Genomic DNA, 23185 nt, shown 5'->3' with positions numbered 1-23185 from the left:
GCGCTACTCCGCTGCCGCCGTCCGCGGCCGGCCGACAAAACCCGTGACGTCACCGAAACGCTCCAGCATCACCGCGGAAAGGTCCTTGGCCTTGCTGGTGACGCAGGCGCCCGAGCGCACGGCGTAGCGATCCTGATGCACGGCGTGCGGCGGCGGCTCGCCCTGCTGAAGCGCCCGCGCCAGCTCCATCACGACTTTCCGGAAATGCATGATACCGAGATCGGTCGGACCGAGATGCTCGCGGCTGCGGTCGGCGATCGGGCCCTGGCTGTCCTGCACGGCCGCGTCCTGTTCGGAGACGCCCTTGATGCCGGTGTAGCTCCTGGTCTTCTGCAGCTTGCGGTCGATCAGATAGTCGTTGCCCTTGTGGCGCAGCGGCACGTAATTGTCGCCGACCTCCGCGATCACGCCATTGCCGCGGTCAAAGGCGTCACGCTCGGCTTGCGTCAGCGGCCGCTCCGGATTCCAGGCATAGGTGTAGATCCAGCAATCGGTGTCGGTGACGGGCACGAAGGTCTGGCCAAAGATGTTCTCGCCGGGCATCGCGCTCGGGGCATAGGCGTGGAACGGCATCAGGAACTGCGCGATGCGCCAGTAGATGTCATCACGGCCCGTGAGCCGCCCGCCAGCGATCGTGAGGCCCGCATCGTGCGCGGCGATCTTGATCACGGGACGCGGGTCTTCGGCGATCCAGCGCATGTGATCGCTCGACATCCGCGCGATCGGATTCACAAAATGCTTCTTGATGTCCAGGATCTCGTTCTCCTCCTTGTCGAAGGAGAGATGGGCGAAGGTGAAATGCGCGGTGTCGATCGAGCCTTCCAGCGCCTGCACCCAGTTGCAGTCCTGCCATTTCTTGCTGACGTAGCGGTGCGAGGCCGGCAGCAGCGCCATTTCGAGATCGGGCAGCTCGGGCATCGCATCCGCGGGACCCATATAGGCCCAGATCATCTCGCCCCATTCGCGCGCCGGATAGGATTTGATGCGGATGAGATCCTTGGCGTTGAGATCGGGATAGGAGGTCGGCATGTCGACGCACCGGCCGTCGGTATTGAACTTCCAACCGTGATAGACACAGCGGATACCGCATTCCTCAACGCGCCCAAGCCAGAGATTCACGCCGCGATGCGGGCAGTATTGGTCGATGACTCCGACAACGCCGCGCGTGTCGCGGAAGGCGAGCAGCTCCTCGCCGAGCACAGTGATCTTCTTCGGCTCGCCGTCGGGCTCAGGGAGTTCTTCGGACAGGAGCACCGGAATCCAGAAGCGGCGCAGCAGCTCGCCCATGCCGGTGCCTGCATCAGCCTCGGTCAGGAATTTGTTGTCCTCGGCGCGGAGCATGGCAGGCTCTCCCGACTATTTTCGCAGAGATTGGCGCGGGCGCGGGAGGACGTCAACGTTGAGTTATTGACCGTGAACCATCCGAAGAACTTTGCCGTCACGGCGGGCGACTTCAACTTCAACTACTCCGCCAACTGCGCCGTGCGGCAACATGCCTGTCACAATCCAATTGTTACGTTGGTTGAGCTCAGCGGTTAGAGGCTCCTCGCTTCGAATAACGACCTCACCGTAGCGGTTAACGGCCGCCGCACGTGCGATCTCGACGGCCGCATCAGCAGTCGCCACCGTGCCTTCAGCGCCGGTCGCCACCTTGTCCCCGGCAATCGCGCAGCTCGTGACAAAGACGAGTGCGACCACAAAAATGCCTCTCACACCGGCCTCTCTCCCTTCACCGTCACGCGCGTCCCCGAGCGTGTGTGCGGCCAGTAATCCCACATCGCGCGGTGCTGGGCGCAGCGGTTGTCCCAGAACGCGATGGCGTTCTCGGTCCATCGGAAGCGGCACTGGAACAGCGGGTTTTCCGCATGTTGATAGAGATAGGCGAGCATCGCGTCGCTCTCGTCGCGCGGGATGCCGTTGATGTGGCGGGTGAAGCCGCGGTTGACGTAGAGCGCCTTCTTGCCGGTGACGGGATGCGTGCGCACCACGGGATGCTCGGCGCTCGGATAGGACGGACGGTCGGCGACGCCGTAATTGGCGTAGAGCCCGCGATAGATCGGCTCGCCGTCATGTAGCGCGGTCAACCCGTCGAGATAGGCCTTCATCCGATCCGATAGTGCCTCGTAGGCGGCATACATGTTGGCGAACAGCGTGTCGCCGCCGCGCGGCGGGCACTGCTTGATGTAGAGGATCGAGCCCATCGGCGGCTCGAGATCGCAGGAGACATCGGAATGCCAGCCCTCGCCGTTGGCGCGCGGCGAATTCGCATCCGCATAGATCTTCATCAGCGCCGGGTCTTCATCCTCATGCGGCGCGGCAGGATGGAAATGCAGCTCGCCGAACTTGCGGCCGAAGGCGAGGTGCTGCTGTGGCGTGATGTGCTGGTCGCGGAAGAAGATGACGAGGTTTTCGGCGAGCGCGCGATGGACCTCGTCCATCTGGCGGTTGGAGCGCGTATCGTCCGAGACCAGCTTGCCGATGTCGACGCCGGAGATTTCCGCGCCGATGATGGGGGTCAGCTTTTCGACCGCGATGGTTTCATACGGCGCACCATCCTCGGCCGCGTGGCGATAGCGCGGACCCTGCTTGCCGGCGAGTGAGCTCATGGGCGCTGCTCCCAATCATTATTGATTGGAGGCATGGTAGCCCGGATGGAGCGAAGCGCAATCCGGGAACGGCTTGTCAGCATCTGACGGGCCCCGGATTTCGCTTCGCTCCATCCGGGCTACATTGCAGCGCAAAGCGCGGCGAGCGGAGCTAAATCACTCCGCCGCGGTCACCGGCACCTTGGCGCCTTGGCCGTAGCGCTGCTCGATGTAGTCGATCACGAGCGCCTTGAAGTCGGCGGAGATGGTCGGGCCGCGCAGGGTGCGGAACTTCTTGCCGTCGACGAACACCGGGGCAGCCGGCGCTTCGCCCGTGCCCGGCAGCGAGATGCCGATATTGGCGTGCTTGGATTCGCCGGGGCCGTTGACGATGCAGCCCATCACCGCGACGTTGAGCTCTTCCACGCCGGGATATTTCGTCTTCCAGGTCGGCATCTCGTCGCGGATGAAACCCTGGATCGATTGGGCCAGCTCCTGGAAAGTGGTCGAGGTGGTGCGGCCGCAGCCGGGGCACGCCGCAACGAGGGGCACGAAGGTGCGGAAGCCCATGGTCTGCAAGAGTTCCTGACCGACCTGCACCTCGCGGGTGCGGTCGCCGCCGGGCTCCGGCGTCAGCGATATCCGGATGGTGTCGCCGATGCCCTGCTGCAACAGGATGCCGAGCGCCGCCGAGGACGCCACGATGCCCTTGGTGCCCATGCCGGCTTCGGTGAGGCCGAGATGGATGGCGTAATCGGAACGGCTGGCGAGAACCTCGTAGACCGCGATCAGATCCTGCACCGCCGAGACCTTGGCCGACAGGATGATGCGGTCCTTGGGCATGCCGAGCTCTTCGGCGCGTGCCGCCGAGAGCAGCGCCGACTGCACCATGGCTTCGCGCATCACCGCGCGCGCATCGCGCGGATTGGCCGAGGCGGTGTTCTCATCCATCAGCCTGGTCAGCAGCTCCTGGTCGAGCGAGCCCCAATTGGCGCCGATGCGGACCGGCTTGCTGTTCTTGTTGGCGATCTCGATGATGTCGGCGAACTGGGTGTCGCGCTTGTCCTTGAAGCCGACATTGCCAGGATTGATGCGATATTTGGCGAGCGCCTCGGCGCAGGCCGGATAGGCCGCGAGCAGCTTGTGGCCGATATAGTGGAAGTCGCCGATCAGGGGCGTGGTGAGACCGAGCTTGAGCAGGCCGTCGCGGATATGCGGAACGGCAGCTGCCGCCTCCTCGCGGTCGACGGTGATGCGGACCAGCTCGGAACCGGCGCGGGCGAGCGCTGCGACCTGGGCAATGGTGCCGTCGATATCGGCTGTGTCGGTGTTGGTCATCGACTGCACGACGATCGGCGCACCGCCGCCGACGGCAACGTCGCCGACCTTGACCTGGGTGGTGTGATGACGCGGCGCAGGCCCCGCGATGTCGGAATCGATGGTGTTTTCGAGCTTGTTCATGGCGTCCAAATATCAGGTTTTGGTGACGTTCAGCAATGCATCGCGCGGCGCCGCAGCGGATTGACTGGGACGGTTAACCAGAAAAAGCCCAGCAATGACAAGGACGGCGGCAGCCCCGAATGTCAGGTTCAGCGTGTCGTGCATGATGAAATAGCTACCCACCACGCCAAACAAAGGGGTGATGAAGGTAAAAGCCGACAATTTGCTGGCCGAATAGGTCTTCACCAGCGCGAACCAAAGCGTGAACGTGGTTCCCACCACCCAGATCGCCTGGAAGGCCATCAGGCCCAGCGACAGCATCGACGGGGTGTGGGGGATGGTCTCCCCGAACAGCCAGGCGGCCGTGCCGAGGATCGGGATCGAGGTCGCGACCTGATAGCCGAGTGCCTTCTCGGGCGCCGCGAAGCGCAGCCGGGTGCCCTTGGCAACCAGCGTGGTCGCCGCCCACAGCGCGGCGCCGCCGACGATCATGAGGTCGCCGAGCAGAACATGCGAATCGACGTTGGGCTGCGGCACACCGATCGCGAGTGCGACACCGGCAAAGCTGATGGCCAGCCCCAGCCATTGCGTACCGCCCAGTCGCTCGCCGAGCACCTGGTAGGAGCCGAGCGCGACGAAGAACGGCGCGGTGTAGAGGAACACGACCGCCCGCGATGCCGGTGTGAAACGCAGGCCCTGAAAGATCAGCACGAACTCGATGCCGAACATCAGTCCGGCGATGACGCCCGGCTTCCAGGTGCCGTCGCGTTCGAAGAATTTAACGCCGCGCAAGGTGCCGATGATGAACAGCACCGGCAGCGCGCCCATGGAGCGGAACGTGGCCTGAAGCATCGGCGGGATGTCCGGCAGCACCAGTTTCACCGCGATCTGGTTGAATCCCCAGGTCAGGCACAGCATGAGCATCAGGGCGATGGCGCCGGCACTGAGGGGACGACCGGCGGACGGTATGATTTGAGGTGAGGACATTTCTTCCTGAAAAACCGGCTTTGCGCCGTTGTTGCTCTATGCAGCTTTCTGACAATGCGCACAGACGCCCGTGATTTCCACCACGGACAATTTGGGAGCGAAGCCTGAACTGCGCGCGGCGGCGTTGAGATCCCTGGCGAAGGAAGCCGACGGAATCTCACCGACCAGGCCACAGCGCTCGCAGATCAGGAACGTCACCGCCGAGGTCGCGTCATGGTCGTGAGCGGCGCAGGCGAGATAGGCGTTGCGGCTTTCGATCCGGTGCACGAGGCCGTTTGCTATCAAGAAATCGAGAGCACGATAGACCGTGATCGGCGCCGGCCGCGGCATCGACTTTGCCAGCTCGTCGATCACCTCATAGGCGCCGAGCGGCCGGTGGCTCGAGAGCAGCGCCCCCAGCACATGGCGGCGTATCGGCGTGAATTTCTGCGCGCGCTCTCCGCAGACGGCCTCGGCATGCGCCAGCGCATCCGCGGTGCAGCGGCCGTGATCGTGGTCGGGCGCGGGAAATGCCGGTTTTGCGAGGGTCATGCGACCGGCGTTCTAGCATTTCGAAAGGGGAACCCAAAGCGGCACCGGCGATGCGGCCATCAGCCATGCTCGGCCTGCGGGACAGTGTCCCGCAAACCCGCCATTAAATAATCATAAGCTTGCTTATTATATTCCAAGCTTATTGGAGACCAAGCTCATGAGCCCAGGGCCCGTGGACCAGAACTTCCTGTTTACGCTCGCCGAGCTCTATCGCCTGCTCCGGGTCTATGCCGACAAGGAAGCCTCGCGCTTCGGCATCACCCGCGCGCAATGGGCGGTGCTGGCCAAGGTCGAGCGCAGCGAAGGCATGAAGCAGTCGGAACTCGCCGAGCTTCTCGAGGTGCAGCCGATCACGCTAACGCGCCTGATCGACAAGCTCTGCGACAGCGACTGGATCGAGCGACGCAACGATCCTTCGGATCGCCGCGTCAAGCGGCTGTACCTGAAGAAGGCCGGGCGGCAATTGCTCGGGCGGATGAGCGGGCTGAAATCCGAGCTCACGGCCAACGCACTCGACGGCATCACTCCGGCGGACGCCCACCGCCTCCTCACCCAACTCGAAACAATCAAGGAAAACGTGCGGTCCGCGATCCAGACCAGCGGAGCGGAACAAGCGCGTAAGGAGCAGCGCTATGGCTGATCAGGTTCTCAAGTTCCAGCCCGAGCAGAAAATCGACGGCGGCAAGCCCACCAAGAAAGCCGGCACCAATCCGCGCCGCCGCCTGCTGGCGGGCCTGCGCCGCTACCGCCGCGTGCTGCTTCTGGTCGTGCTGCCGATCGTCGTCGCGGTGGCCGGCTTCACCTTCTATCTCAATGGCGGCCGCTATGTCGGCACCGACGATGCCTATGTCGGCGCGCAGAAAGTGCTGGTGACCCCCGATATCTCCGGCAAAATCCAGAAGGTCGTCGTCAAGGAGGGCCAGATCGTCAAGCACGGCGACGAGCTGTTCGAGATCGACCCCGCTCCGTTCCGTCACGCATTGGAAGAAGCCAAAGCGCAACTCGCCCAAGCCCGCATCACCTATGACAATCTCGTTGCCAACATCAAGATCTACGGCGACATGCTCAATCTCGCCCAGCAGGGCATGGACCTGAAGCAGCGCGACGTCGAACGCAAGCAGTCGCTGGTGAAGAACAATTACGGCTCGCAGCTCGATTTGGACAACGCGTCGAATGCATTGGTGACCGCCGGCGCGCAGGCGCAATACATCAAGCAGCAACTCTCCAATGCCAAGACCCAGTTGCTGGGCAATCCCGAGTTGCCGCTTGAGCAATTCCCCGCCTACGCGCAAGCGAAAGCCAAGCTGGACGATGCCCAGCGCAACCTCGACCACACCGTGCTGCGCGCGCCGATGGATGGCGTGGCTACACAAGTCGAGCAGATTCAGCTCGGCCGCTACGTCGCCGCCGGCACGCCGGTGTTCTCCATCATCGACGTCGCCCATCCCTGGGTCGACGCCAATCCGAAGGAGAGCGACCTCACCTACGTCACCGAAGGACAGCCGGTCACGCTCGAGGTTGATGCCTTTCCGAGCCATCTCTTCAAGGGCAAGATCGGCTCGCTCTCGCCCGGCACCGGCGCGCAATTCGCGATTCTGCCGCCGCAGAACGCCAGCGGCAATTTCGTCAAGGTGGTGCAGCGCGTGCCGATTCGCATCTATTTCGACGAGACCGACAAATACGTGCGCAAGCTGAAGGCCGGCATGAGCGTCTACGCCACCATCGACACCGGCCACCGGCGCTCGCTCGCCGGCCTGCTCGGCCTGTCGGCGACCGCGAGCCAAGACAAAGATTCGGACAAAGACTGAGACAGGGACTGATCCGATGTCCGGCCCCAATGCCCATTTGATGGTTCCCGGCCTGCGCCGGAACATGGTGACGATCTGCGCCATGACGGCAACCATCATGCAGGCGCTGGATACCACCATCGCCAACGTCGCCCTGCCCTATATGCAGGGCACGCTGTCGGCTTCGCAGGACCAGATCAACTGGGTGCTGACCTCCTACATCGTCGCCGCCGCGATCATGACGGCACCGGTGGGCTGGATCGCCAACCGCTTCGGCCGCAAGCGCATCTTCATCATCTGCTCGGCCGGCTTCACCATGGCATCGGTGCTGTGCGGGCTTGCGCAGGACATCAACCAGATGGTGCTGTTCCGCCTGCTGCAGGGCGTGTTCGGCGCGGCCCTGGTACCATTGTCGCAATCGGTGATGCTCGACTATTACACGCTCCAGGAACGCGCCAAGGCGATGTCGATCTGGGGCATGGGCGTGATGATGGGGCCGATCATGGGTCCCTCGCTCGGCGCCTGGCTGACCGAGACTTATTCCTGGCACTGGGTGTTCTTCGTCAATTTGCCGTTCGGCGCCATCACCGTGATCGGGCTGATTATCTTCATGGACGAGACCCGGAAGGATCTCAGTCTCAGGTTCGACTGGTTCGGCTTCGCGGCGCTGGCGGTCGCGATCGGCTCGCTTCAGCTCGCGCTCGACCGCGGCGAGCAATTGGGCTGGCTCGAATCGGGTGAGATCCTTGCCGAGTTCATCGTCTCGGCCGTCGCTTTCTACTTCTTCATCGCGCACTCCTTCACGACCTCGACGCCGTTCATCCGCTTCGCGCTCTTCAGGGATCGCAACTTCGTCACCGGCTGCATGTTCATGGTCGTGATGGGTCTCGTGCTGTTCTCGACCATGGCGCTGGCCTCGCCCTACATGCAGAACGTGATCGGCTATCCCATCATCACCGCGGGCCTGCTGCTGGCGAGCCGCGGCTTTGGCACCTTCTTCGCCATGATGCTGGTCGGCCGCATGATGCGTTACATCGAGGCCCGCACGCTGATCATCACCGGCCTGACGCTGACCGCGGGATCGCTGTTCCAGATGACCGGCTGGACCGATTTGACCCAGGTGCCGGAGATCGTGACCGTCAGCGTCATCCAGGGCTTCGGCTTCGGCCTCGTCTTCGTGCCGCTATCGACGGTGGCGTTCCTGACCTTGTCGAACGAACTGCGCACCGACGGCACCGCGATGCTGACCCTGATGCGCAACGTCGCGAGCTCGGTGGGCATTTCCGTCGTCATCGCCCAGCTGACGCAGGGCACGCGGCGGACCTACGCGATCCTGTCCGAGCACATCAACCCGTTCAACCACGCGCTCCAGATGCCGAGCGTCAGCGGCATGATCAATCTCTCCACCGACGCCGGCCGTGCCATGGCTGACCGCATGGTCAGCGTGCAGGCGCAGATCATCGCCTTCGCGCACGACTACGAGCTGGTGATGTTCTTCATCCTCTGCACCATCCCGCTCGCCCTGCTGATCGGCTCGACCAAGGCCACCCTGCGCAAGCAGGCGGCCGGGCCGGAACATGCGGTGATGGAGTAACACTGTGACGCGAGCAGTTACAAAAACTCCTCGCAGCCCAGATCCTCGACCGCCATCATCACCCGCTCCAGATTATTCCACCAGATCACCGGTGGGATGTTGATGCTCCACTGCCAGACTGGCTTGGTGATGTGCCACAGCACCGACCGCCGATAGTCCTGGTCGAGCGCGCCGCGCGTGTAGCCGCTGACACCGTGCGCCATCAGCATCTCGTGATAGCGATTGAGCAGCGGGCGTTCGAGCGCCTGCCGGCGCTCTGGATACCATTGCGTCGCTATCATATAGGCAAGGTCGTGGGTAGGAACGTTGATGCGCCAATGATCGAAATCGAAAATGCGCACAGCGTCAGCGATGCCCGCGCGTGGCAGCAGGAAGTTCCAGGTATGGGCATCGCCGTGAGCGATGGTCACATGGCGATGTGAATGGTAGCGTTGCAACAGTTGCTCGGCCTTGTCGATGAAGCGCCGATACAGGGTCCGCCGCTCCTCACTGAGGCGATCACCAAGCAAATCGGCGAAGCGGTCGTAATGGCCGGCGAATGTCTCTATCAGACTCGCCGTATCATCAAGGCTCATCCAGGTGCCGATGGTGTCGCCGAGACCCGGATGGTCCCACCAAGATGCATGCCAGCGGGCGAGCGCCGTTACGATCGCCATCGCCTGATCGCGTGAGGGCGGCAATGGCCAGTCAGCTGCAACGTCATGGCTGTCGGTGAGATCTTCGAGCAGCAGATGCCAGTCCTGGCTCTCCTCGTCGAAATGACCATCGTAGCAGCGCGGCACGATCTGCGACGGCATATTCTGCGCAAGATGAGTGTAGAAGGCCACTTCCTGCCGACCGGAATTGGCCAACGCCTTGGCGTAGGTCGGATGCGGCATCTTGAGGATGACGGAGGGCGGTGCCCCGGCGGATTCCCCGACATAGCGCAGCCCAAGGCGGATGACCTGCGACACCATGGCCGGGTGCTGATGCAGCACCTTCACTTCGCGCACCGCGCCAGCGTCCAGTACGCCACTCCTGCGCAGCGCAGCCGTCAGCTGGGCGGGCTCAACGACCGCTGGCAATTGTGGAGGTGTCATAACCACGATGCCCCTGTCCCGCGTCACACTGCACGATCACGGCCGCAGGCGCCAGCGACCGACCCCGCGCCCGACTCAAGCCGCCGCTGTCGAGTCGCGCACCGTCCGGACCACGACCGACCGGAGCTGTTCGAGATTGGCCGCCATGCCGGCGATCGCCTGTCTGACCTCCGCGGCGCGCTCGTTCACGGAGGCGGCGTCGCGGCTGACATCACCGATCTTGGCCGAGACCTCCTTGGCCGCGGAAGCCGATTCGGAGATCGACCGCGTGATCTCTCGCGTCGCCGCGTCCTGCTCTTCCATCGCGGCGGCAACCGAGGTGGCAACGCCGTCGATCTCGACGATGTGACCTCCCATGGTTTCGACGGCATCGACTGCGGCCTGCGTCGAGGCCTGGATCTCGGCAATCAGCCGCGCGATCTCCTCGGTGGATTTGGCGGTCTGGTCGGAGAGGGATTTCACTTCGGCGGCGACCACCGCGAAGCCACGGCCGGCCTCCCCGGCGCGCGCCGCCTCGATGGTGGCGTTGAGCGCCAGCAGATTGGTCTGGCCGGCGATGCCGCCGATGAGGTCGGAGACCTCTGCGATCTTCTTCACCGATCCGGCCAGCGTCTGGATGGTCGAGCGCGCCTGTTCCCGACCGGCGACCGCCGATTTCGTCACCGTGCTGGTCCGCGCGACCTGGGTTGCGATCTCGCGGATCGAAGCACTGAGTTCTTCAGCCGCGGCCGAGACGGTCTGCGAGCTGCCGAGAGCCTGGTTGGAGGCGGCTGCGACCGCCTGCGATTGTGTCGAGAGCGACCTTGCGATCTCGGACAAACTGGAGGCGGCACGCTCCACGCCTTGCGTCGCGGCGCTCGCGGTGTCGACCGAGCGGCCGGTCTCGCGCTCGACGGTTTCGGCCATCTGGTGCAGGGCGCCGCGCTTGGCGAGCGCCGCCTCCTGCGCCTTCTGCAACTGCTCCTCGCGCAGCCGGGAATTCTCGACCGCCGCCTGCTTGAACACCAGGAGCGCGCCCGCCATCGAACCGACTTCGTCCTGCCGGTGCGCGAAAGGAATGTCGGCGGCGAGATCGCCGGTCGCGAGCTTTTGCATCGTGCTGGTCATGCGCACGATCGGGCGCATCACGCCGAGGGCGACGCCGAGCAGGCCCGCCGCAATGAAGGCGAGGACGGCGGCGGAGACGCCGAGGAGGATATAAAGCATGGAGCTGTCGCGGTCCGCGGCCAGCTTCTCCATGTCGGCATTCTGCTTGTTGGCGCTCTCGACGATCCTGTCGATGACGGCGCGGTGCGCGCTGTAGGCGTCCTTGAGCTGCGCGTAGGCGCGCTCGGAAGCGGCCGTGTCCTTGGCCTTGAGTGCGGGGAGGAGCTGGTCGGACAACAGCTTCCAGAACTTCTGCACCTCGGCGTCGGATTTCGATACCAGGGCCGTTTTCAGGTCGGCCGAGAGGCTGGAGGTGACCCAGAATGCCTTGCGCTCGTCGTAGTCCTTGCGAAGCTGGACCAGGCGTTCGCCATGGGCCGCCAGCTGGTCGGGCTCGCGCATGGCGAGCGTGGCCTCGAGATAGGCCTCGATCACATATTCCGGCGGCGGCAGGATGTCGGCGATGAGATCATTGCCGAGCTTGATGTCGGAATAGAGCGGGCCGCCGACCTTGAGCTCTTTCAAGGCGTAAAGGCTGGTGGAGACCACGGCGGTGAAACCGATCGCCAGAACGATGCCGAAAGCAATGATTGCGGAAGAAAGCGAAAGGCGAATTTTCATGGAACAATCCAATGGGCCGCGCTGAATCCCACGGACCCTAAAGGATTACGGTAAACACGGGATTGCATCCCGCGGAAATTGCATCGCACGAACTCCGGAAAAATACGGGAAACGGCGTCAGGTGAACGGTTTCGGGCAGCGAAATCAGGCCCGTCCTCCGCTGTCGTCCCGGATCGGCGCTCCGCCTGTCCGGGACGAGGCTGGGATCAGACGTCGAAAAACACCGTCTCGTTGTCGCCCTGAAGCCGCAGATCGAGCCGGTAAACCGGCTTGCCGGCCTCGCGCACGGCGGTCAGCGTGGCGCGGCGGTCGGCCGGCACCACCGCCAGCACGGGATCGGCGGCATTGCCGGCCTCGTCGCTGAAATAGATGCGGGTGTAGAGATGTCGCAGCATGCCGCGGCCAAACACCGCAAGCAGGATATGCGGTGCCTGCGGCTTGCCGTCGGGATCGGGCACCGCACCCGGCTTGATGGTTTCAAAGGAATAATTGCCGTCCTTGTCGGTGCCGCAGCGGGCAAAGCCGCGGAAGCTCGCATTCGGCAGCGCGCGTTTGTCCTGCGGATCGGCAAAGCGCCCCTGCGCGTCGGCCTGCCAGATCTCCAGCATGACATCAGGCACAACGACGCCATCGCCGTCGAACACGCGGCCCTCGATCCGGACGCGATCGCCGGTGACGTCGGGCGTCAGGGTCGAGTTGGTGAACGCATCGTTCCAGGCATACTCGCCGGTCGGCGTCAGGCCGTATTTGAAGAACGGGCCGACGGTCTGCGACGGCGTGATCCCATTGTCCTGCACTTAATGGTTCTCCATAGGGGTGGCGTTCTTGCCGCGCAGCACAATGTCAAAGCGGTAGCACAGCGCCCATTCGGGCTGGGTGTTCTCGAGATCGAACGACGACACCATCCGCGCCCGCGCCTTTTCGTCCGGCACCGAATTGAAGATCGGATCGAACGGGAACAGCGGATCGGCTGGGAAGTACATCTGCGTCACGAGACGCGTGACGAAGGAATGGCCGAACACCGAGAGATGGATGTGTGCGGGACGCCAGGCGTTGTGATGGTTGCCCCAGGGATAGGCGCCAGGCTTGATCGTGACAAAGCGATAGTAACCGGCGGCGTCGCTCACGGTGCGGCCGGCGCCCGTAAAGTTCGGATCGAGCGGCGCCGGATGCTGGTCGCGGACGTGAACGTAACGGCCGCAGGAATTCGCCTGCCAGATCTCGACCAGCGAGTTCGGCACGCCCCGGCCGTCCTCGTCGCGCACATGGCCGTGCACAATGATGCGTTCGCCGAGCGGCTCGCCGGTGTGTTGGGTGGTGAGGTCGTTGTCGCCCTTGCGCACGGTCTCGTGGCCGTAGACCGGGCCGGTCAGCTCCGACAGCGTATGGCGCATCGGGATCAATGGCTTGTTCGGCGCGCGCTTGATCGAGCTCTTGTACTCGGGCGACAGCGGCAACGGATGCGCCGTGTTGCTGTCGACGGGATAGATGAATGTCATTGGCGAACTCCTCCCCCGGCCCTTTTCCGACCGGTCTACGCTTCCGCCAATCATTATAGGATATAACTAATTTGGGGAAGCAGGTTTGAGCCCCTATTTGATCGGCGGACGCGGCAGCACGGCCTCGCCGGCTTCGAGCCGGTAGACATGGTCGAGCGAATACCAGGGCGTAGCGACGTCGCGCTCGGTCGGATGTGGCGTGTCATGGCGCAGGAACTTGCCGACCAGTGCCTTCGTCACGCCGAACTGCACGTCGCTATCGATATGCGGATCGGCGGGGTCGTAGACCTGCGAGATCAGCACCTTGAATCCGGGCTTGAAGACCAGGGCGTGCAGGTGCGCGGGACGATAGGGGTGCCTGCTCTGCGCCTCCAGGAGGCGGCCGACCACGCCCTCGGTCGGAATGGGATAGCCGACCATCATCACGGAGCAGAAAGAGAAGGCTCCGTCCTGGTCGGTCGTAAACTTGCCGCGCAGGTTCATGTCGGCCTGCTCGGGGTCCTGATTTTCATACAGACCAACCGGCGACGCGTGCCAGACGTCGACCTCGGCGCCGGCGACGGGGCGACCGTCCTTGTCCACGACGCGGCCGTTGACGAACAGCGGCGCGCCCGGTGTCTCGGAGCGGACGATCGAACCGCCATTCTCCACCCGTGGCGAGTTCAATCGCCAGAACGGTCCGAGCAGCGACTGGTCGGTTTCCGTGTTGCCTTCATCGCCATTGTTCAGCAGGCACACCAGCGGCGAGATGCCGAGCGAGCCTGCCATCAGCACGACCTCGTTATGCGTGTCGGTCGAGAGCTTGCCGAGTTCCGCGATCACAGCCGTGGCGTCGCGGAATTCCTTCTCGGTCAGGCGAACGTCGCGAACAAAACCGTGCAGATGCTTGACCAGGGAGACCATGATCTGGCGCAGCCGGGGATCGGACGTCTGCTCCATCACCGCCAATGCCGCGGCCGTGACGTCCTGCTCGCGCGCGATGATCATGGGATGCTCCCCTCACCTTGCGTCATGGCCGGGCTTGTCCCGGCCATCCACGACCTTCTTCTCGCGGCACCAAGAACGTGGATGCCCGGGACAAGCCCGGCCATGACGAGTCTGGGGCACCCGGCTCCGGGATGACGGAACGCTACCCGTCCGGTCAGTTCAGCTTCTCGATCGCAACGGCCACGCCCTGGCCGACGCCGACGCACATGGTGGCGAGCGCCAGCTTGCCGCCGCGCTTCTCCATGCCATGCACGGCGGTGAGCGCAAGGCGCGCGCCGCTCATGCCGAGGGGATGACCGAGTGCGATCGCACCGCCATGCGGATTGACGAAGTCGGCATCGTCGGCCACGCCGAGCTGGCGCATGCAGGCGATACCCTGCGAGGCAAAGGCTTCGTTGAGTTCGATCAGGTCGAAATCGCTGATCTTCTTGCCGAGACGCTCCATCAGCTTGCGGGTGGCCGGCACCGGGCCGATGCCCATGATGCGCGGCGGCACGCCGGCCGAGGCGAGGCCGAGGATGCGCGCGCGCGGCGTCAGGCCGTGCTTCTTCACGGCAGCCTCGGACGCCAGGATCATCGCGGCAGCGCCGTCATTGACGCCGGAGGCGTTGCCGGCGGTCACCGTGCCGGGATTGCGCACGATCGGCCTGAGCTTCGTCAGGGCTTCGAGCGTGGTCTCGGGGCGCGGGTGCTCGTCCTTGTCGACGGTCACAGGGCCGGCCTTGCCGCCGGGAATGGTGATCGGGGTGATTTCCTCCGCGAAATAGCCGGCCGCGATCGCGGCGCCCGCGCGCTGCTGCGAGCGGATCGCGAAGGCGTCCTGATCGGCGCGCGAGACCTGGAATTCCTCGGCGACGTTCTCGCCGGTCTCGGGCATCGCGTCGACGCCATACTGCGCCTTCAGCAGCGGATTGATGAAGCGCCAGCCGATCGTGGTGTCGAAGATCTCAGCCGAGCGCGAGAACGCTTCCTGCGCCTTGCCCATCACGAAGGGCGCGCGCGTCATGGATTCGACGCCGCCGGCAATCGCAAGCTCGATCTCGCCGGAACGGATGGCGCGGCCGGCGGCACCGACCGCATCGAGGCCGGAGGCACAGAGCCGGTTCAGGGTCTGGCCCGGAACCGAATCCGGCAGGCCCGCAAGCAGCAGCGCCATGCGTGCAACGTTGCGGTTGTCCTCGCCGGCCTGGTTGGCACAGCCGAAGAAGACCTCGTCAACCTGTGCCCAATCGAGATTGGGGTGCTTGGCCATCAGAGCCTTGATCGGGGCCGCAGCCAAGTCGTCGGCACGCACCTTGGCGAGCGAGCCGCCAAAACGGCCGATGGGGGTCCGCACGGCATCGCAGATAAAGACGTCACGCATCGTTGTTCTCCCTGAATGCCGCGATCCGGCCTAAATTCTTCAATGTCGACGGAGTTTTAGGAGGGCGCCCGCGGCAGGTCAATTGACCGATACGCCCGTGTTCCGAGGGGTGCGCACGCGAGTTGCGCATGCCGCGGTGCGGACAACGTGGAAAACCTCCCCTCCCCGGCCAAAGCGATAGGAGCGCGGGGTGAAATTTTGTAGGTTGCGCCGCCCATGACGATGCAACAGCCGATCCCAGTGCCGCTCCCCGACGAAGCGGCCGCCCCGCAGGCGGAAGCCGCCGCGCGCGTCACGCCGATGATGGAACAGTACCTTGAAATCAAGGCGGCGCATCAGGGCCTCTTGCTGTTCTACCGGATGGGCGACTTTTACGAGCTGTTCTTCGAGGACGCAGAGATCGCCTCCAAGACACTCGGCATCGTGCTGACCAAGCGCGGCAAACATCAAGGCGCCGATATCCCGATGTGCGGCGTGCCGGTCGAGCGCTCCGAGGATTATCTGCACCGGCTGATCGCCGGCGGCCACCGGGTCGCAGTGTGCGAGCAGACCGAGGATCCCGCCGCCGCCAGGGCGCGCGGCAACAAGAGCGTCGTGCGCCGCGGCGTGGTGCGCCTGGTCACGCCGGGCACGCTGACCGAGGACACGCTGCTCGACGCGCGCGCCAACAATTACCTGCTGGCGCTCGCGCGCGCGCGCTCATCGGCGGGCGGTGACCGCTTTGGCCTCGCCTGGATCGACATCTCGACCGCCGAATTCATGGTGACGGAATGTTCGGGCGGCGAACTCGCCGCCACGCTCGCGCGCATCAATCCGAACGAGGTGATCGTCACCGACGCACTCTATAACGATAGCGAGCTCGGACAGACCCTGCGCGAGCTGCCGGCGGTGACGCCGCTGACCCGCGACGTCTTCGACGGCGCCACCGCCGAGAAGCGGCTGTGCGACTATTTTGCCGTCGCGACCATGGACGGACTGTCGCGGCTCACGCGGCTGGAAGCCACTGCTGCCGCCGCTGCCGTCACCTATGTTGACCGCACCCAGGTCGGCAAGCATCCGCCGCTGTCGCCGCCAGCGCGTGAAGCCTCGGGTGCGACCATGGCGATTGATCCCGCCACTCGCGCCAATCTCGAACTGACGCGGACGCTGACCGGAGAACGCCGCGGCTCGCTGCTCGATGCGATCGACTGCACGGTGACCTCGGCCGGTTCGCGCCTGCTGGCGCAGCGGCTTGCCGCGCCGCTGACCGATGCGGCGGCGATTGCGCGGCGGCTCGATGCCGTCGGCAGCTTCGTTGCCGACTCGGCCGCGCGCGAGGACATCCGCAGCATCCTGCGCGGCGCCCCCGACATGTCGCGGGCGCTGGCCCGTATATCGGTCGGCCGCGGCGGGCCGCGCGACCTCGCCGGCCTGCGCGACGGCATCATCGCCGCCGACCAGGTGCTGACGCGGCTTGGCGAACTCGACCAGCCACCGCAGGAGATCGCCGCGGTGATGGCGGCGCTGCAAAGGCCATCGCGCGAGCTCGCGGCGGAATTCGCCCGGGCGCTCGACGATCAACTGCCGCTCATCAAGCGCGACGGCGGGTTCGTTCGCCAGGGCTATGAGCCTGCGCTGGACGAAACGCGAAACCTGCGCGACGCCTCGCGCCTGGTGGTGGCCTCGATGCAGGCGCGCTACGCCGACGACACGGGGGTGAAGGGTCTCAAGATCCGGCACAACAACGTGCTCGGCTATTTCGTCGAAGTTACCGCGCAGCACGGCGACAAGCTGATGTCGGCGCCGCTGAACGCGACTTTCATCCACCGCCAGACGCTGGCCGGCCAGGTCCGCTTCACCACCTCGGAACTGGGGGAGATCGAAGCCAAGATCGCCAATGCCGGCGACCGCGCACTCGGGCTCGAGCTCGAAATTTTCGAGCGGCTCTGCACCAAGGCGTTGGCAATCAGCGAGGAGCTGCGCGCCGCCGCCCACGCCTTTGCGCTGCTCGACGTCGCGACGTCGCTTGCCAAGCTGGCGATCGACGAGACCTATGTGCGGCCCGAGGTGGACTCGTCTCTCGGCTTTGCCATCGAGGCCGGCCGTCATCCGGTGGTCGAGCAGGCCTTGAAGCGCAATGGCGAGCCGTTCATCGCCAATGCCTGCGACCTCTCGCCGGGCCCTGCGCAAAAATCCGGCCAGCTCTGGCTGCTGACCGGTCCGAACATGGCCGGTAAGTCGACCTTCCTGCGCCAGAACGCGCTGATTGCGTTGCTTGCCCAGATCGGCAGCTTCGTGCCGGCGACACGGGCGCGGATCGGCATCATCGACCGCCTGTTCTCGCGTGTCGGCGCCGCCGACGATCTCGCCCGCGGCCGCTCCACCTTCATGGTCGAGATGGTCGAGACGGCCGCGATCCTGAACCAGGCCGGCGAGCGCGCGCTCGTGATCCTCGATGAAATCGGCCGCGGCACCGCGACCTTCGACGGCCTCTCGATCGCCTGGGCCGCGATCGAGCACCTGCACGAGAGCAATCGTTGCCGCACGCTGTTCGCGACGCATTACCACGAACTGACCGCCCTCTCCGCAAAACTGCCGCGGATGTTCAACGCGACCGTGCGGGTGAAGGAATGGCAGGGCAACGTCGTGTTTCTGCACGAGGTGTTGCCGGGTTCGGCCGATCGCTCTTACGGCATCCAGGTCGCCAAGCTCGCGGGCCTGCCGCCGGCCGTGATCACGCGCGCGAAATCGGTGCTGGCGAAGCTGGAAGCCCAGGATCGCGGTCAGACCGCGCGCGCGCTCGCCGACGATCTGCCGCTGTTCGCAGTGCCCTCGCGCGCCGCCGCAGAAGCCGCCCCGCTGAGCGAGGCCGAACTGCTGATGGACGCGGTGAAGGCACTGCATCCGGACGAGATGTCGCCGCGCGAAGCGCTCGATGCGCTGTATGCGTTGAAGGCCAAGCTGCCGAAGCAGTGAGCGGTCCTTCCGCAATCGTGATTGCGAGCGGAGCGGAGCAATCCAGAATCTCTTCGCGGCGGCAGTCTGGATTGCTTCGTCGCTTCGCTCCTCGCAATGACGAGCCTAGTGCGCCAATCGCTTCCTTCGCCCGTTCCACCACAGCGTCAGATTCCAAACGACGCAGGTCGCAAGCCCCATGCAGAGCCCGATCGCGGAGCCGAAATTGGCGGCGCCGACGTGCAACACCGCGATTGCCATGCCGAATCCGAGCAGACCCCAGGCGGAGTTGGCCAGCACCGCAGCAGTCGGAGGGCCGCCGATGCGCGGATGCAGGATCACCATGATGCTGGTGAACACGACCGGGTAGAGCGCGATGATGCCGCTGATGCGGGGGCCGACCGAACTCGATGTCGAGACGACGATGGCGACGAGCGTCGCCACCAGCAATGCCCGCATCGGCACGTCATACCAACGCCGCGTCACCAGCGGCATCTTCACGTGGCGATAGCCCGCGAGCAGCGGAATGCAGATGCCGAACGCGATCAGATTGGCGGCGAGCCCGGCGGTGAGCGACCAGTCGAACTGCTTGATGATCGATGCGAACACGATCCAGACCGCGACCGCGCTTCCGCAACTCACCAGAAGGCTGCGCCGCTGTGCCAGCACCACATAGGTAACGCACATGAAGATCGTCGCTGCATTGACCGGCAAGCTCGACAGTGCGCCCTGCGCGATGAAGGCGGCATCGTGGTCGAGCGCGAGGAAGACGTAGGATGGTCCGGCCGAAACCGGCAAGGTCGCGACCAGCGCGCCGATCACCGGCCCTGAGCGCTCGGTGATGATCGAAGCCGTCACGACGAACGCCGCCGCGACCATCATGCGCAGAACGAGGATGAGGATGAAGTGGAGCTCGGGGGACATTTTTTTCTTTTGTCGTCCCGGGCTTCGCCGAGACGACACGAATTGTTGGGCGAGCGAGCGGCCTTCGCTCGCTACATCCGCTGCATCGACACCGAGACCTTCGGGCCGTTCTTGATGGTCTGATAGACCACGCAATAGCGCTCGGTGAGCTTGAGCAGCAGGTCGAGCTTGTCTTGCGGCGCATCAGTGTCGACGTCGAAGCGCAGGCGTATCTCGGCGAAGCCGACCGGCGTCTCCTTGTCGACGCCGAGCGTGCCGCGGAAATCGAGATCGCCCTCGGCGTAGACGTTGCCGGTCTTCAAGGGCACCTCGATGGCGGTCGCGACCGATTTCAGCGTGACGCCGGCGCAGGCGACCAGCGCCTCCAGCAGCATGTCGCCGGAGCAAAGCTCCAGGCCGGAGCCGCCGGTCGCGGGATGCAGGCCGGCCATTGCGATGGCGCGGCCGGTCTCGACCTTGCAGGCGATGCCCTCGCTGTCGGTCGAGCCCTTGGCCTTCAACGTGATCATCGCGGTCTTGGGGTCAGTCTTGTAGCGCTCCTTGATCGGGGCCTGCATCTGGCGCAGTGCTGCGGCGTCCATTTTGTCTCTCCCGGGAAAATTGCCTCTACAAAGTACCGGATCGCGATGTACAGGCTCAGAGAGAAATTGTCACCACCACATGGCCTGACCGGGACCCTGGGTTGCGTCACGGTCGGGCACGCTGCGGTCGAGCGAACGGTCGAGTGACGTCAGCACACTCCGCTTGAAATTCTCGAACAGCGGCGAATTGCGGTCGCGCGGCCGGCCGAGATTGATCTCGATCTGGTCGAACAGCCGGCCCGGCCGCGGCCGCATCACCAGCACGCGGTCGGCCAGCACCACGGCCTCGTCGACGTCATGCGTGACGAGGATGAGCGTCGGCCGCGTGTCGGCCCAGAGATCGAGCAGATGATCCTGGAGGTCGCGGCGGGTGAAAGCGTCGAGCGCCGAGAACGGCTCGTCGAGCAAGAGCACCTCGGGCTGCGGCACCAGCGCGCGGGCGATCGCGACGCGCTGTGCCTGCCCGCCCGAGAGCTCGCGCGGCCACGCCTGCGCCTTTTCGGCCAGCCCGACACGCTCGAGCGCACGCGCCACCTTTTCACGCCGCTCGGTCGCGGGCCCATCGGCAAGACCGAAGCCGATATTATCGGCGACGCTGAGCCAGGGCAGCAGCCGCGGCTCCTGGAAGATGATGCCGATCTTGGCATGCGGCGCGGCGATCGCCTCGTTGTCGAGCGTCACCGCGCCCGAGCTTGCGCGGTCGAGGCCGGCGATGGCGCGCAGCAGCGTGGACTTGCCGCAGCCCGAGCCGCCGATGATGGCGACGATCTCGCCTTGCCTGATCTCGGCGGAGAAGCGCGCCAGCGCCTGCACGCCGTTGGGATAGGTCTTGCTGACCCGGTCGAGCGCCAGCATCGCCTTATGCTCCCACCGTACGCCCGAAGGCGTCCTGCCAGCGCAGGAAGGGCGCAGCCGCGATCTCGATCAGCCAGTCCGTGAGCTTGCCGAGGATCGCGAAGATCACGATGGCGGCGAGGATCTGCGCGGGCTTGCCGAGCTGCTGGCCGTCGAGCAGGAGATAGCCGAGGCCTTCGGACGCGCCGATCAGCTCGGCCGCCACCACGAACATCCAGCCCAGACCAAGACCGACGCGCAAGGACACGACATAGGCCGGCAGCACCGCAGGCAGCAGGATCCGCCGGATCATGGCAGGTCCAGAGAGACGGAAGGTGCGACCGACCTCGACGATCTTGCGATCTACGATGAGGATCGCACCCATCACGCCGAGATAGACCGGGAAGAACACGCCGACCGCGATCAGCGCGATCTTCGAGGTCTCGAAGATGCCGAGCCAGAGAATGAACAGCGGCACCCAGGCCAGCGAGGGGATAGCGCGCAGCGCCTGCACAGTCGGATCGAGCAGCCGCCGCGCCAGCGACCAATAGCCGGATATGGCGCCGAGCAAGGTGCCCGCGACCACGCCGAACGCAAAGCCAAGACCAACGCGCCACAGTGTCGCGGCGATGTGACGGACCAACTCGCCGGAGCGGGCAAGATCAACGATGGTGGCGAACACGCGCGAGGGCGGCGGCACCAGCCGGCCATTGGACCAGCCGCGCCAGACCAGGAACTCCCAACCGAGCGCGAGGGTCAGCGGCAGCAACACACCCAGCAATGGACGCGCATAACGCGACAACCACGAAGGCGCGGCGGCGCTTTCGGCCGGTTCCGTGGTCTGTTGCAGGACTGGCGCCTCAGAGATCATGGCCGGTAGGAAGCGCGTCTCGTCAGGGAATGCAACACTACTCTTGCCGCGCCCTCCGCTGCTTTTCCCTTCTCCCCTTGTGGGAGAACGTGGCATAGGCGACCTTCAGCCGCCGTCCTTAAAAGAACGCCGACGCTTCGCGGCGGCTATGGCGCCGGATGAGGGGTTCTCTCGGCTCGCAATACCGATCGTGAGGAAAGATACCCCTCACCCGCCTCGCTTCGCGAGGCACCCTCCCCCACAAGGGGGGAGGGAAAGAGCACCTTAATTCGTCGGCAGCGGGACCTGGTCATCGATCAGAGCATCGAGCGTCGCCTTCACATCGACCTTGGCATCGACCACGCCGGCCTGTTGCAGGGCGAGGCCTGCGGCGAGGATCGACTCGCGCTGGGGCGCGCCGATGCGGCTGTGGGTCAGCTCGGTGCGCTCCTTGAGCTGCTTGTCGACGACAGGTTCCGGCAGCTTGGTCACGGCAATGAAGGTCTTCTTGAGCTCGTCGTAATTCGCCAGCGAGTATTTGCGCGCCTCTTCGTACACCGCGAGCACGCGGCGGGCGGCGTCCGGATAGTCTTTCAAAAACTGCTCGCGCACATTGAGGATGCCCCAAGTGTTGGCGTCGGCCTTGCGGTAGAACAGTTTCGCGCCCTCCTCGACCTCGGCCTGCGCCATCATCGGATCGAGCCCGGCCCACGCATCGACGTCGCCGCGGATCAGCGCGGTCTTGCCGTCGGCGTGCTGGAGCAGCACCGGCGTGATGTCCTTTTCGGTGAGACCTGCGCCAAGCAATGCGCGCACTAGGAAGATGTGCGGATCGGTGCCGCGCGTTACCGCGACGCGCTTGCCCTTGAGGTCGACGACATTAGCGATCTTGGAATCCTTTGATGTCACCAACGCCGTCCATTCGGGCCGCGAATAGACGTAGATCGACTTGATCGGGTTGCCGTTGATACGGGCGACCAGCGCCGCCGAGCCCGCGGTCGAGCCGAAGTCGATCGAACCGGCGTTGAGGAATTCGAGCGCCTTGTTGGAGCCGGCCGACTGCACCCAGGTGACGGTGATGCCGTCCTTGGCGAACTCTTTTTCCAGGAGCCCCTTCTGCTTCAGGACCATCGACACCGGATTATAGGTCGCCCAGTCGATACGGATTTCCTTGAGCGGATCCGCCGCCCGCGCCACGGGGGACATGGCGAGAGCGACCGCTCCCGCCAACAGTATGCGTCGTGTAATCCTGATCATGCCCGGCCTCCTCAAAACTTCATTGTTTTTCAATGAGTTATATCTAGAGGTCAACGAGAAAATCCATCCCTCGAAAGCGCGCCGGCTGAGAACAGCTTTGCCCAAAGCCGCACCTTTCCAGCATGGAACGACTATTGCGAGAGAATGGCGGGTGACAGGGCCGGCCGCCTCTTATATCCGGTGAGA

The 23185-nt window shown here is 64.7% G+C and carries 21 protein-coding genes; 4 read left to right on the top strand and 17 right to left on the bottom strand.

Features of this window, described 5'->3' with window-relative positions; genetic code table 11:
• Window positions 1-3: 3 nt before the first annotated feature.
• From IVB41_RS03135 to IVB41_RS03110, 6 genes are all read right to left on the bottom strand, one after another.
• Window positions 4-1341: a Rieske 2Fe-2S domain-containing protein gene (locus tag IVB41_RS03135; protein ID WP_247426562.1), complete on the bottom strand. Its 1338-nt coding sequence runs from the start codon at window positions 1339-1341 to the stop codon at window positions 4-6.
• A 63-nt stretch (window positions 1342-1404) separates the two neighbouring features.
• The gene (locus IVB41_RS03130; RefSeq protein ID WP_247285204.1) at window positions 1405-1698 is read right to left on the bottom strand and encodes an NTF2 fold immunity protein; all 294 of its coding nucleotides are present in this window, start codon (window positions 1696-1698) and stop codon (window positions 1405-1407) included.
• A gap of 11 nt (window positions 1699-1709) precedes the next feature.
• On the bottom strand, window positions 1710-2606 hold the full coding sequence (locus tag IVB41_RS03125) for a TauD/TfdA family dioxygenase (protein WP_247426559.1): 897 nt from the start codon (window positions 2604-2606) through the stop codon (window positions 1710-1712).
• 156 nt (window positions 2607-2762) lie between these two features.
• The gene (gene ispG, locus IVB41_RS03120; protein ID WP_247331812.1) at window positions 2763-4046 is read right to left on the bottom strand and encodes a flavodoxin-dependent (E)-4-hydroxy-3-methylbut-2-enyl-diphosphate synthase; all 1284 of its coding nucleotides are present in this window, start codon (window positions 4044-4046) and stop codon (window positions 2763-2765) included.
• 12 nt (window positions 4047-4058) lie between these two features.
• The gene (locus IVB41_RS03115; RefSeq protein ID WP_247426553.1) at window positions 4059-5012 is read right to left on the bottom strand and encodes a DMT family transporter; all 954 of its coding nucleotides are present in this window, start codon (window positions 5010-5012) and stop codon (window positions 4059-4061) included.
• Between the two features lie 36 nt (window positions 5013-5048).
• On the bottom strand, window positions 5049-5543 hold the full coding sequence (locus tag IVB41_RS03110) for a Fur family transcriptional regulator (protein WP_247426550.1): 495 nt from the start codon (window positions 5541-5543) through the stop codon (window positions 5049-5051).
• A 157-nt stretch (window positions 5544-5700) separates the two neighbouring features.
• Here IVB41_RS03110 and IVB41_RS03105 point away from each other — a divergent pair, with 157 nt between their 5' ends.
• Genes IVB41_RS03105 through IVB41_RS03095 form a run of 3 tightly spaced genes read left to right on the top strand, consistent with a single transcriptional unit; the run spans window position 5701 to window position 8924 of the window.
• A complete protein-coding gene (locus IVB41_RS03105; protein ID WP_007598134.1) occupies window positions 5701-6183 on the top strand; it encodes a MarR family winged helix-turn-helix transcriptional regulator in 483 nt (160 codons plus the stop codon).
• Window positions 6176-7351 (top strand): HlyD family secretion protein, encoded by a 1176-nt coding sequence (locus IVB41_RS03100; protein ID WP_247357511.1) that lies wholly within the window; start codon window positions 6176-6178, stop codon window positions 7349-7351. Before IVB41_RS03105 ends, IVB41_RS03100 begins: the two co-directional genes overlap by 8 nt.
• A 16-nt stretch (window positions 7352-7367) precedes the next feature.
• Window positions 7368-8924 (top strand): MDR family MFS transporter, encoded by a 1557-nt coding sequence (locus tag IVB41_RS03095; protein ID WP_027566034.1) that lies wholly within the window; start codon window positions 7368-7370, stop codon window positions 8922-8924.
• A 17-nt stretch (window positions 8925-8941) separates the two neighbouring features.
• Here the strand turns inward: IVB41_RS03095 and IVB41_RS03090 are convergent, their stop codons facing one another.
• The 6 genes from IVB41_RS03090 to pcaF all read right to left on the bottom strand — a co-directional run bounded on the left by IVB41_RS03090 (window position 8942) and on the right by pcaF (window position 15619).
• The gene (locus tag IVB41_RS03090; protein ID WP_247426547.1) at window positions 8942-10030 is read right to left on the bottom strand and encodes an ecdysteroid 22-kinase family protein; all 1089 of its coding nucleotides are present in this window, start codon (window positions 10028-10030) and stop codon (window positions 8942-8944) included.
• 48 nt (window positions 10031-10078) lie between these two features.
• Entirely contained in the window at window positions 10079-11770 is a 1692-nt protein-coding gene (locus IVB41_RS03085; RefSeq protein WP_247426544.1) for a methyl-accepting chemotaxis protein, read from the bottom strand.
• Window positions 11771-11976: 206 nt separating this feature from the next.
• On the bottom strand, window positions 11977-12567 hold the full coding sequence (gene pcaG / locus IVB41_RS03080) for a protocatechuate 3,4-dioxygenase subunit alpha (protein WP_027566037.1): 591 nt from the start codon (window positions 12565-12567) through the stop codon (window positions 11977-11979).
• Window positions 12568-13269, bottom strand: coding sequence for a protocatechuate 3,4-dioxygenase subunit beta (pcaH, locus tag IVB41_RS03075; RefSeq protein ID WP_247285197.1), 702 nt, complete (start codon window positions 13267-13269; stop codon window positions 12568-12570).
• Window positions 13270-13362: 93 nt separating this feature from the next.
• The gene (locus IVB41_RS03070; protein WP_247426537.1) at window positions 13363-14256 is read right to left on the bottom strand and encodes a dioxygenase; all 894 of its coding nucleotides are present in this window, start codon (window positions 14254-14256) and stop codon (window positions 13363-13365) included.
• Between the two features lie 154 nt (window positions 14257-14410).
• Window positions 14411-15619, bottom strand: coding sequence for a 3-oxoadipyl-CoA thiolase (gene pcaF, locus IVB41_RS03065; protein ID WP_027566040.1), 1209 nt, complete (start codon window positions 15617-15619; stop codon window positions 14411-14413).
• Between the two features lie 216 nt (window positions 15620-15835).
• On the opposite strand from pcaF, the gene mutS reads away from it, so the two are divergent.
• Window positions 15836-18574, top strand: a complete 2739-nt coding sequence (gene mutS, locus IVB41_RS03060) for a DNA mismatch repair protein MutS (RefSeq protein ID WP_247426534.1) — start codon at window positions 15836-15838, stop codon at window positions 18572-18574.
• Between the two features lie 105 nt (window positions 18575-18679).
• Here the strand turns inward: mutS and IVB41_RS03055 are convergent, their stop codons facing one another.
• The 5 genes from IVB41_RS03055 to IVB41_RS03035 all read right to left on the bottom strand — a co-directional run bounded on the left by IVB41_RS03055 (window position 18680) and on the right by IVB41_RS03035 (window position 22999).
• Complete coding sequence (locus IVB41_RS03055) at window positions 18680-19477, bottom strand: hypothetical protein (protein WP_247285194.1); 798 nt, start codon at window positions 19475-19477, stop codon at window positions 18680-18682.
• A 71-nt stretch (window positions 19478-19548) separates the two neighbouring features.
• Window positions 19549-20058, bottom strand: coding sequence for an OsmC family protein (locus IVB41_RS03050; protein ID WP_027566043.1), 510 nt, complete (start codon window positions 20056-20058; stop codon window positions 19549-19551).
• A gap of 69 nt (window positions 20059-20127) precedes the next feature.
• The gene (locus IVB41_RS03045) at window positions 20128-20913 is read right to left on the bottom strand and encodes an ABC transporter ATP-binding protein (RefSeq protein ID WP_027566044.1); all 786 of its coding nucleotides are present in this window, start codon (window positions 20911-20913) and stop codon (window positions 20128-20130) included.
• Between the two features lie 4 nt (window positions 20914-20917).
• Entirely contained in the window at window positions 20918-21763 is an 846-nt protein-coding gene (locus IVB41_RS03040; protein WP_247404779.1) for an ABC transporter permease, read from the bottom strand.
• A gap of 264 nt (window positions 21764-22027) precedes the next feature.
• Window positions 22028-22999, bottom strand: a complete 972-nt coding sequence (locus IVB41_RS03035; RefSeq protein ID WP_247404783.1) for an aliphatic sulfonate ABC transporter substrate-binding protein — start codon at window positions 22997-22999, stop codon at window positions 22028-22030.
• Window positions 23000-23185: the final 186 nt, after the last annotated feature.

Origin of the sequence: Bradyrhizobium sp. 44 (assembly GCF_023073095.1) — a bacterium.
In the GTDB taxonomy this organism is placed as follows: Bacteria; Pseudomonadota; Alphaproteobacteria; order Rhizobiales; family Xanthobacteraceae; genus Bradyrhizobium.
Note: the sequence above shows the minus strand (reverse complement) of the source record. Positions and strands in the feature narration are given on the sequence as shown.

Bases quoted from the DNA above. Each gene is read 5' to 3' on its own strand.
- IVB41_RS03135 (WP_247426562.1), bottom strand. From the start codon at position 1,341: ATGCTCCGCGCCGAGGACAACAAATTCCTGACCGAGGCTGATGCAGGC.
- IVB41_RS03125 (WP_247426559.1), bottom strand. From the start codon at position 2,606: ATGAGCTCACTCGCCGGCAAGCAGGGTCCGCGCTATCGCCACGCGGCC.
- ispG (WP_247331812.1), bottom strand. From the start codon at position 4,046: ATGAACAAGCTCGAAAACACCATCGATTCCGACATCGCGGGGCCTGCG.
- IVB41_RS03115 (WP_247426553.1), bottom strand. From the start codon at position 5,012: ATGTCCTCACCTCAAATCATACCGTCCGCCGGTCGTCCCCTCAGTGCC.
- IVB41_RS03110 (WP_247426550.1), bottom strand. From the start codon at position 5,543: ATGACCCTCGCAAAACCGGCATTTCCCGCGCCCGACCACGATCACGGC.
- IVB41_RS03105 (WP_007598134.1), top strand. From the start codon at position 5,701: ATGAGCCCAGGGCCCGTGGACCAGAACTTCCTGTTTACGCTCGCCGAG.
- IVB41_RS03100 (WP_247357511.1), top strand. From the start codon at position 6,176: ATGGCTGATCAGGTTCTCAAGTTCCAGCCCGAGCAGAAAATCGACGGC.
- IVB41_RS03095 (WP_027566034.1), top strand. From the start codon at position 7,368: ATGTCCGGCCCCAATGCCCATTTGATGGTTCCCGGCCTGCGCCGGAAC.
- IVB41_RS03085 (WP_247426544.1), bottom strand. From the start codon at position 11,770: ATGAAAATTCGCCTTTCGCTTTCTTCCGCAATCATTGCTTTCGGCATC.
- pcaH (WP_247285197.1), bottom strand. From the start codon at position 13,269: ATGACATTCATCTATCCCGTCGACAGCAACACGGCGCATCCGTTGCCG.
- IVB41_RS03070 (WP_247426537.1), bottom strand. From the start codon at position 14,256: ATGATCATCGCGCGCGAGCAGGACGTCACGGCCGCGGCATTGGCGGTG.
- pcaF (WP_027566040.1), bottom strand. From the start codon at position 15,619: ATGCGTGACGTCTTTATCTGCGATGCCGTGCGGACCCCCATCGGCCGT.
- mutS (WP_247426534.1), top strand. From the start codon at position 15,836: ATGACGATGCAACAGCCGATCCCAGTGCCGCTCCCCGACGAAGCGGCC.
- IVB41_RS03055 (WP_247285194.1), bottom strand. From the start codon at position 19,477: ATGTCCCCCGAGCTCCACTTCATCCTCATCCTCGTTCTGCGCATGATG.
- IVB41_RS03050 (WP_027566043.1), bottom strand. From the start codon at position 20,058: ATGGACGCCGCAGCACTGCGCCAGATGCAGGCCCCGATCAAGGAGCGC.
- IVB41_RS03045 (WP_027566044.1), bottom strand. From the start codon at position 20,913: ATGCTGGCGCTCGACCGGGTCAGCAAGACCTATCCCAACGGCGTGCAG.
- IVB41_RS03040 (WP_247404779.1), bottom strand. From the start codon at position 21,763: ATGATCTCTGAGGCGCCAGTCCTGCAACAGACCACGGAACCGGCCGAA.
- IVB41_RS03035 (WP_247404783.1), bottom strand. From the start codon at position 22,999: ATGATCAGGATTACACGACGCATACTGTTGGCGGGAGCGGTCGCTCTC.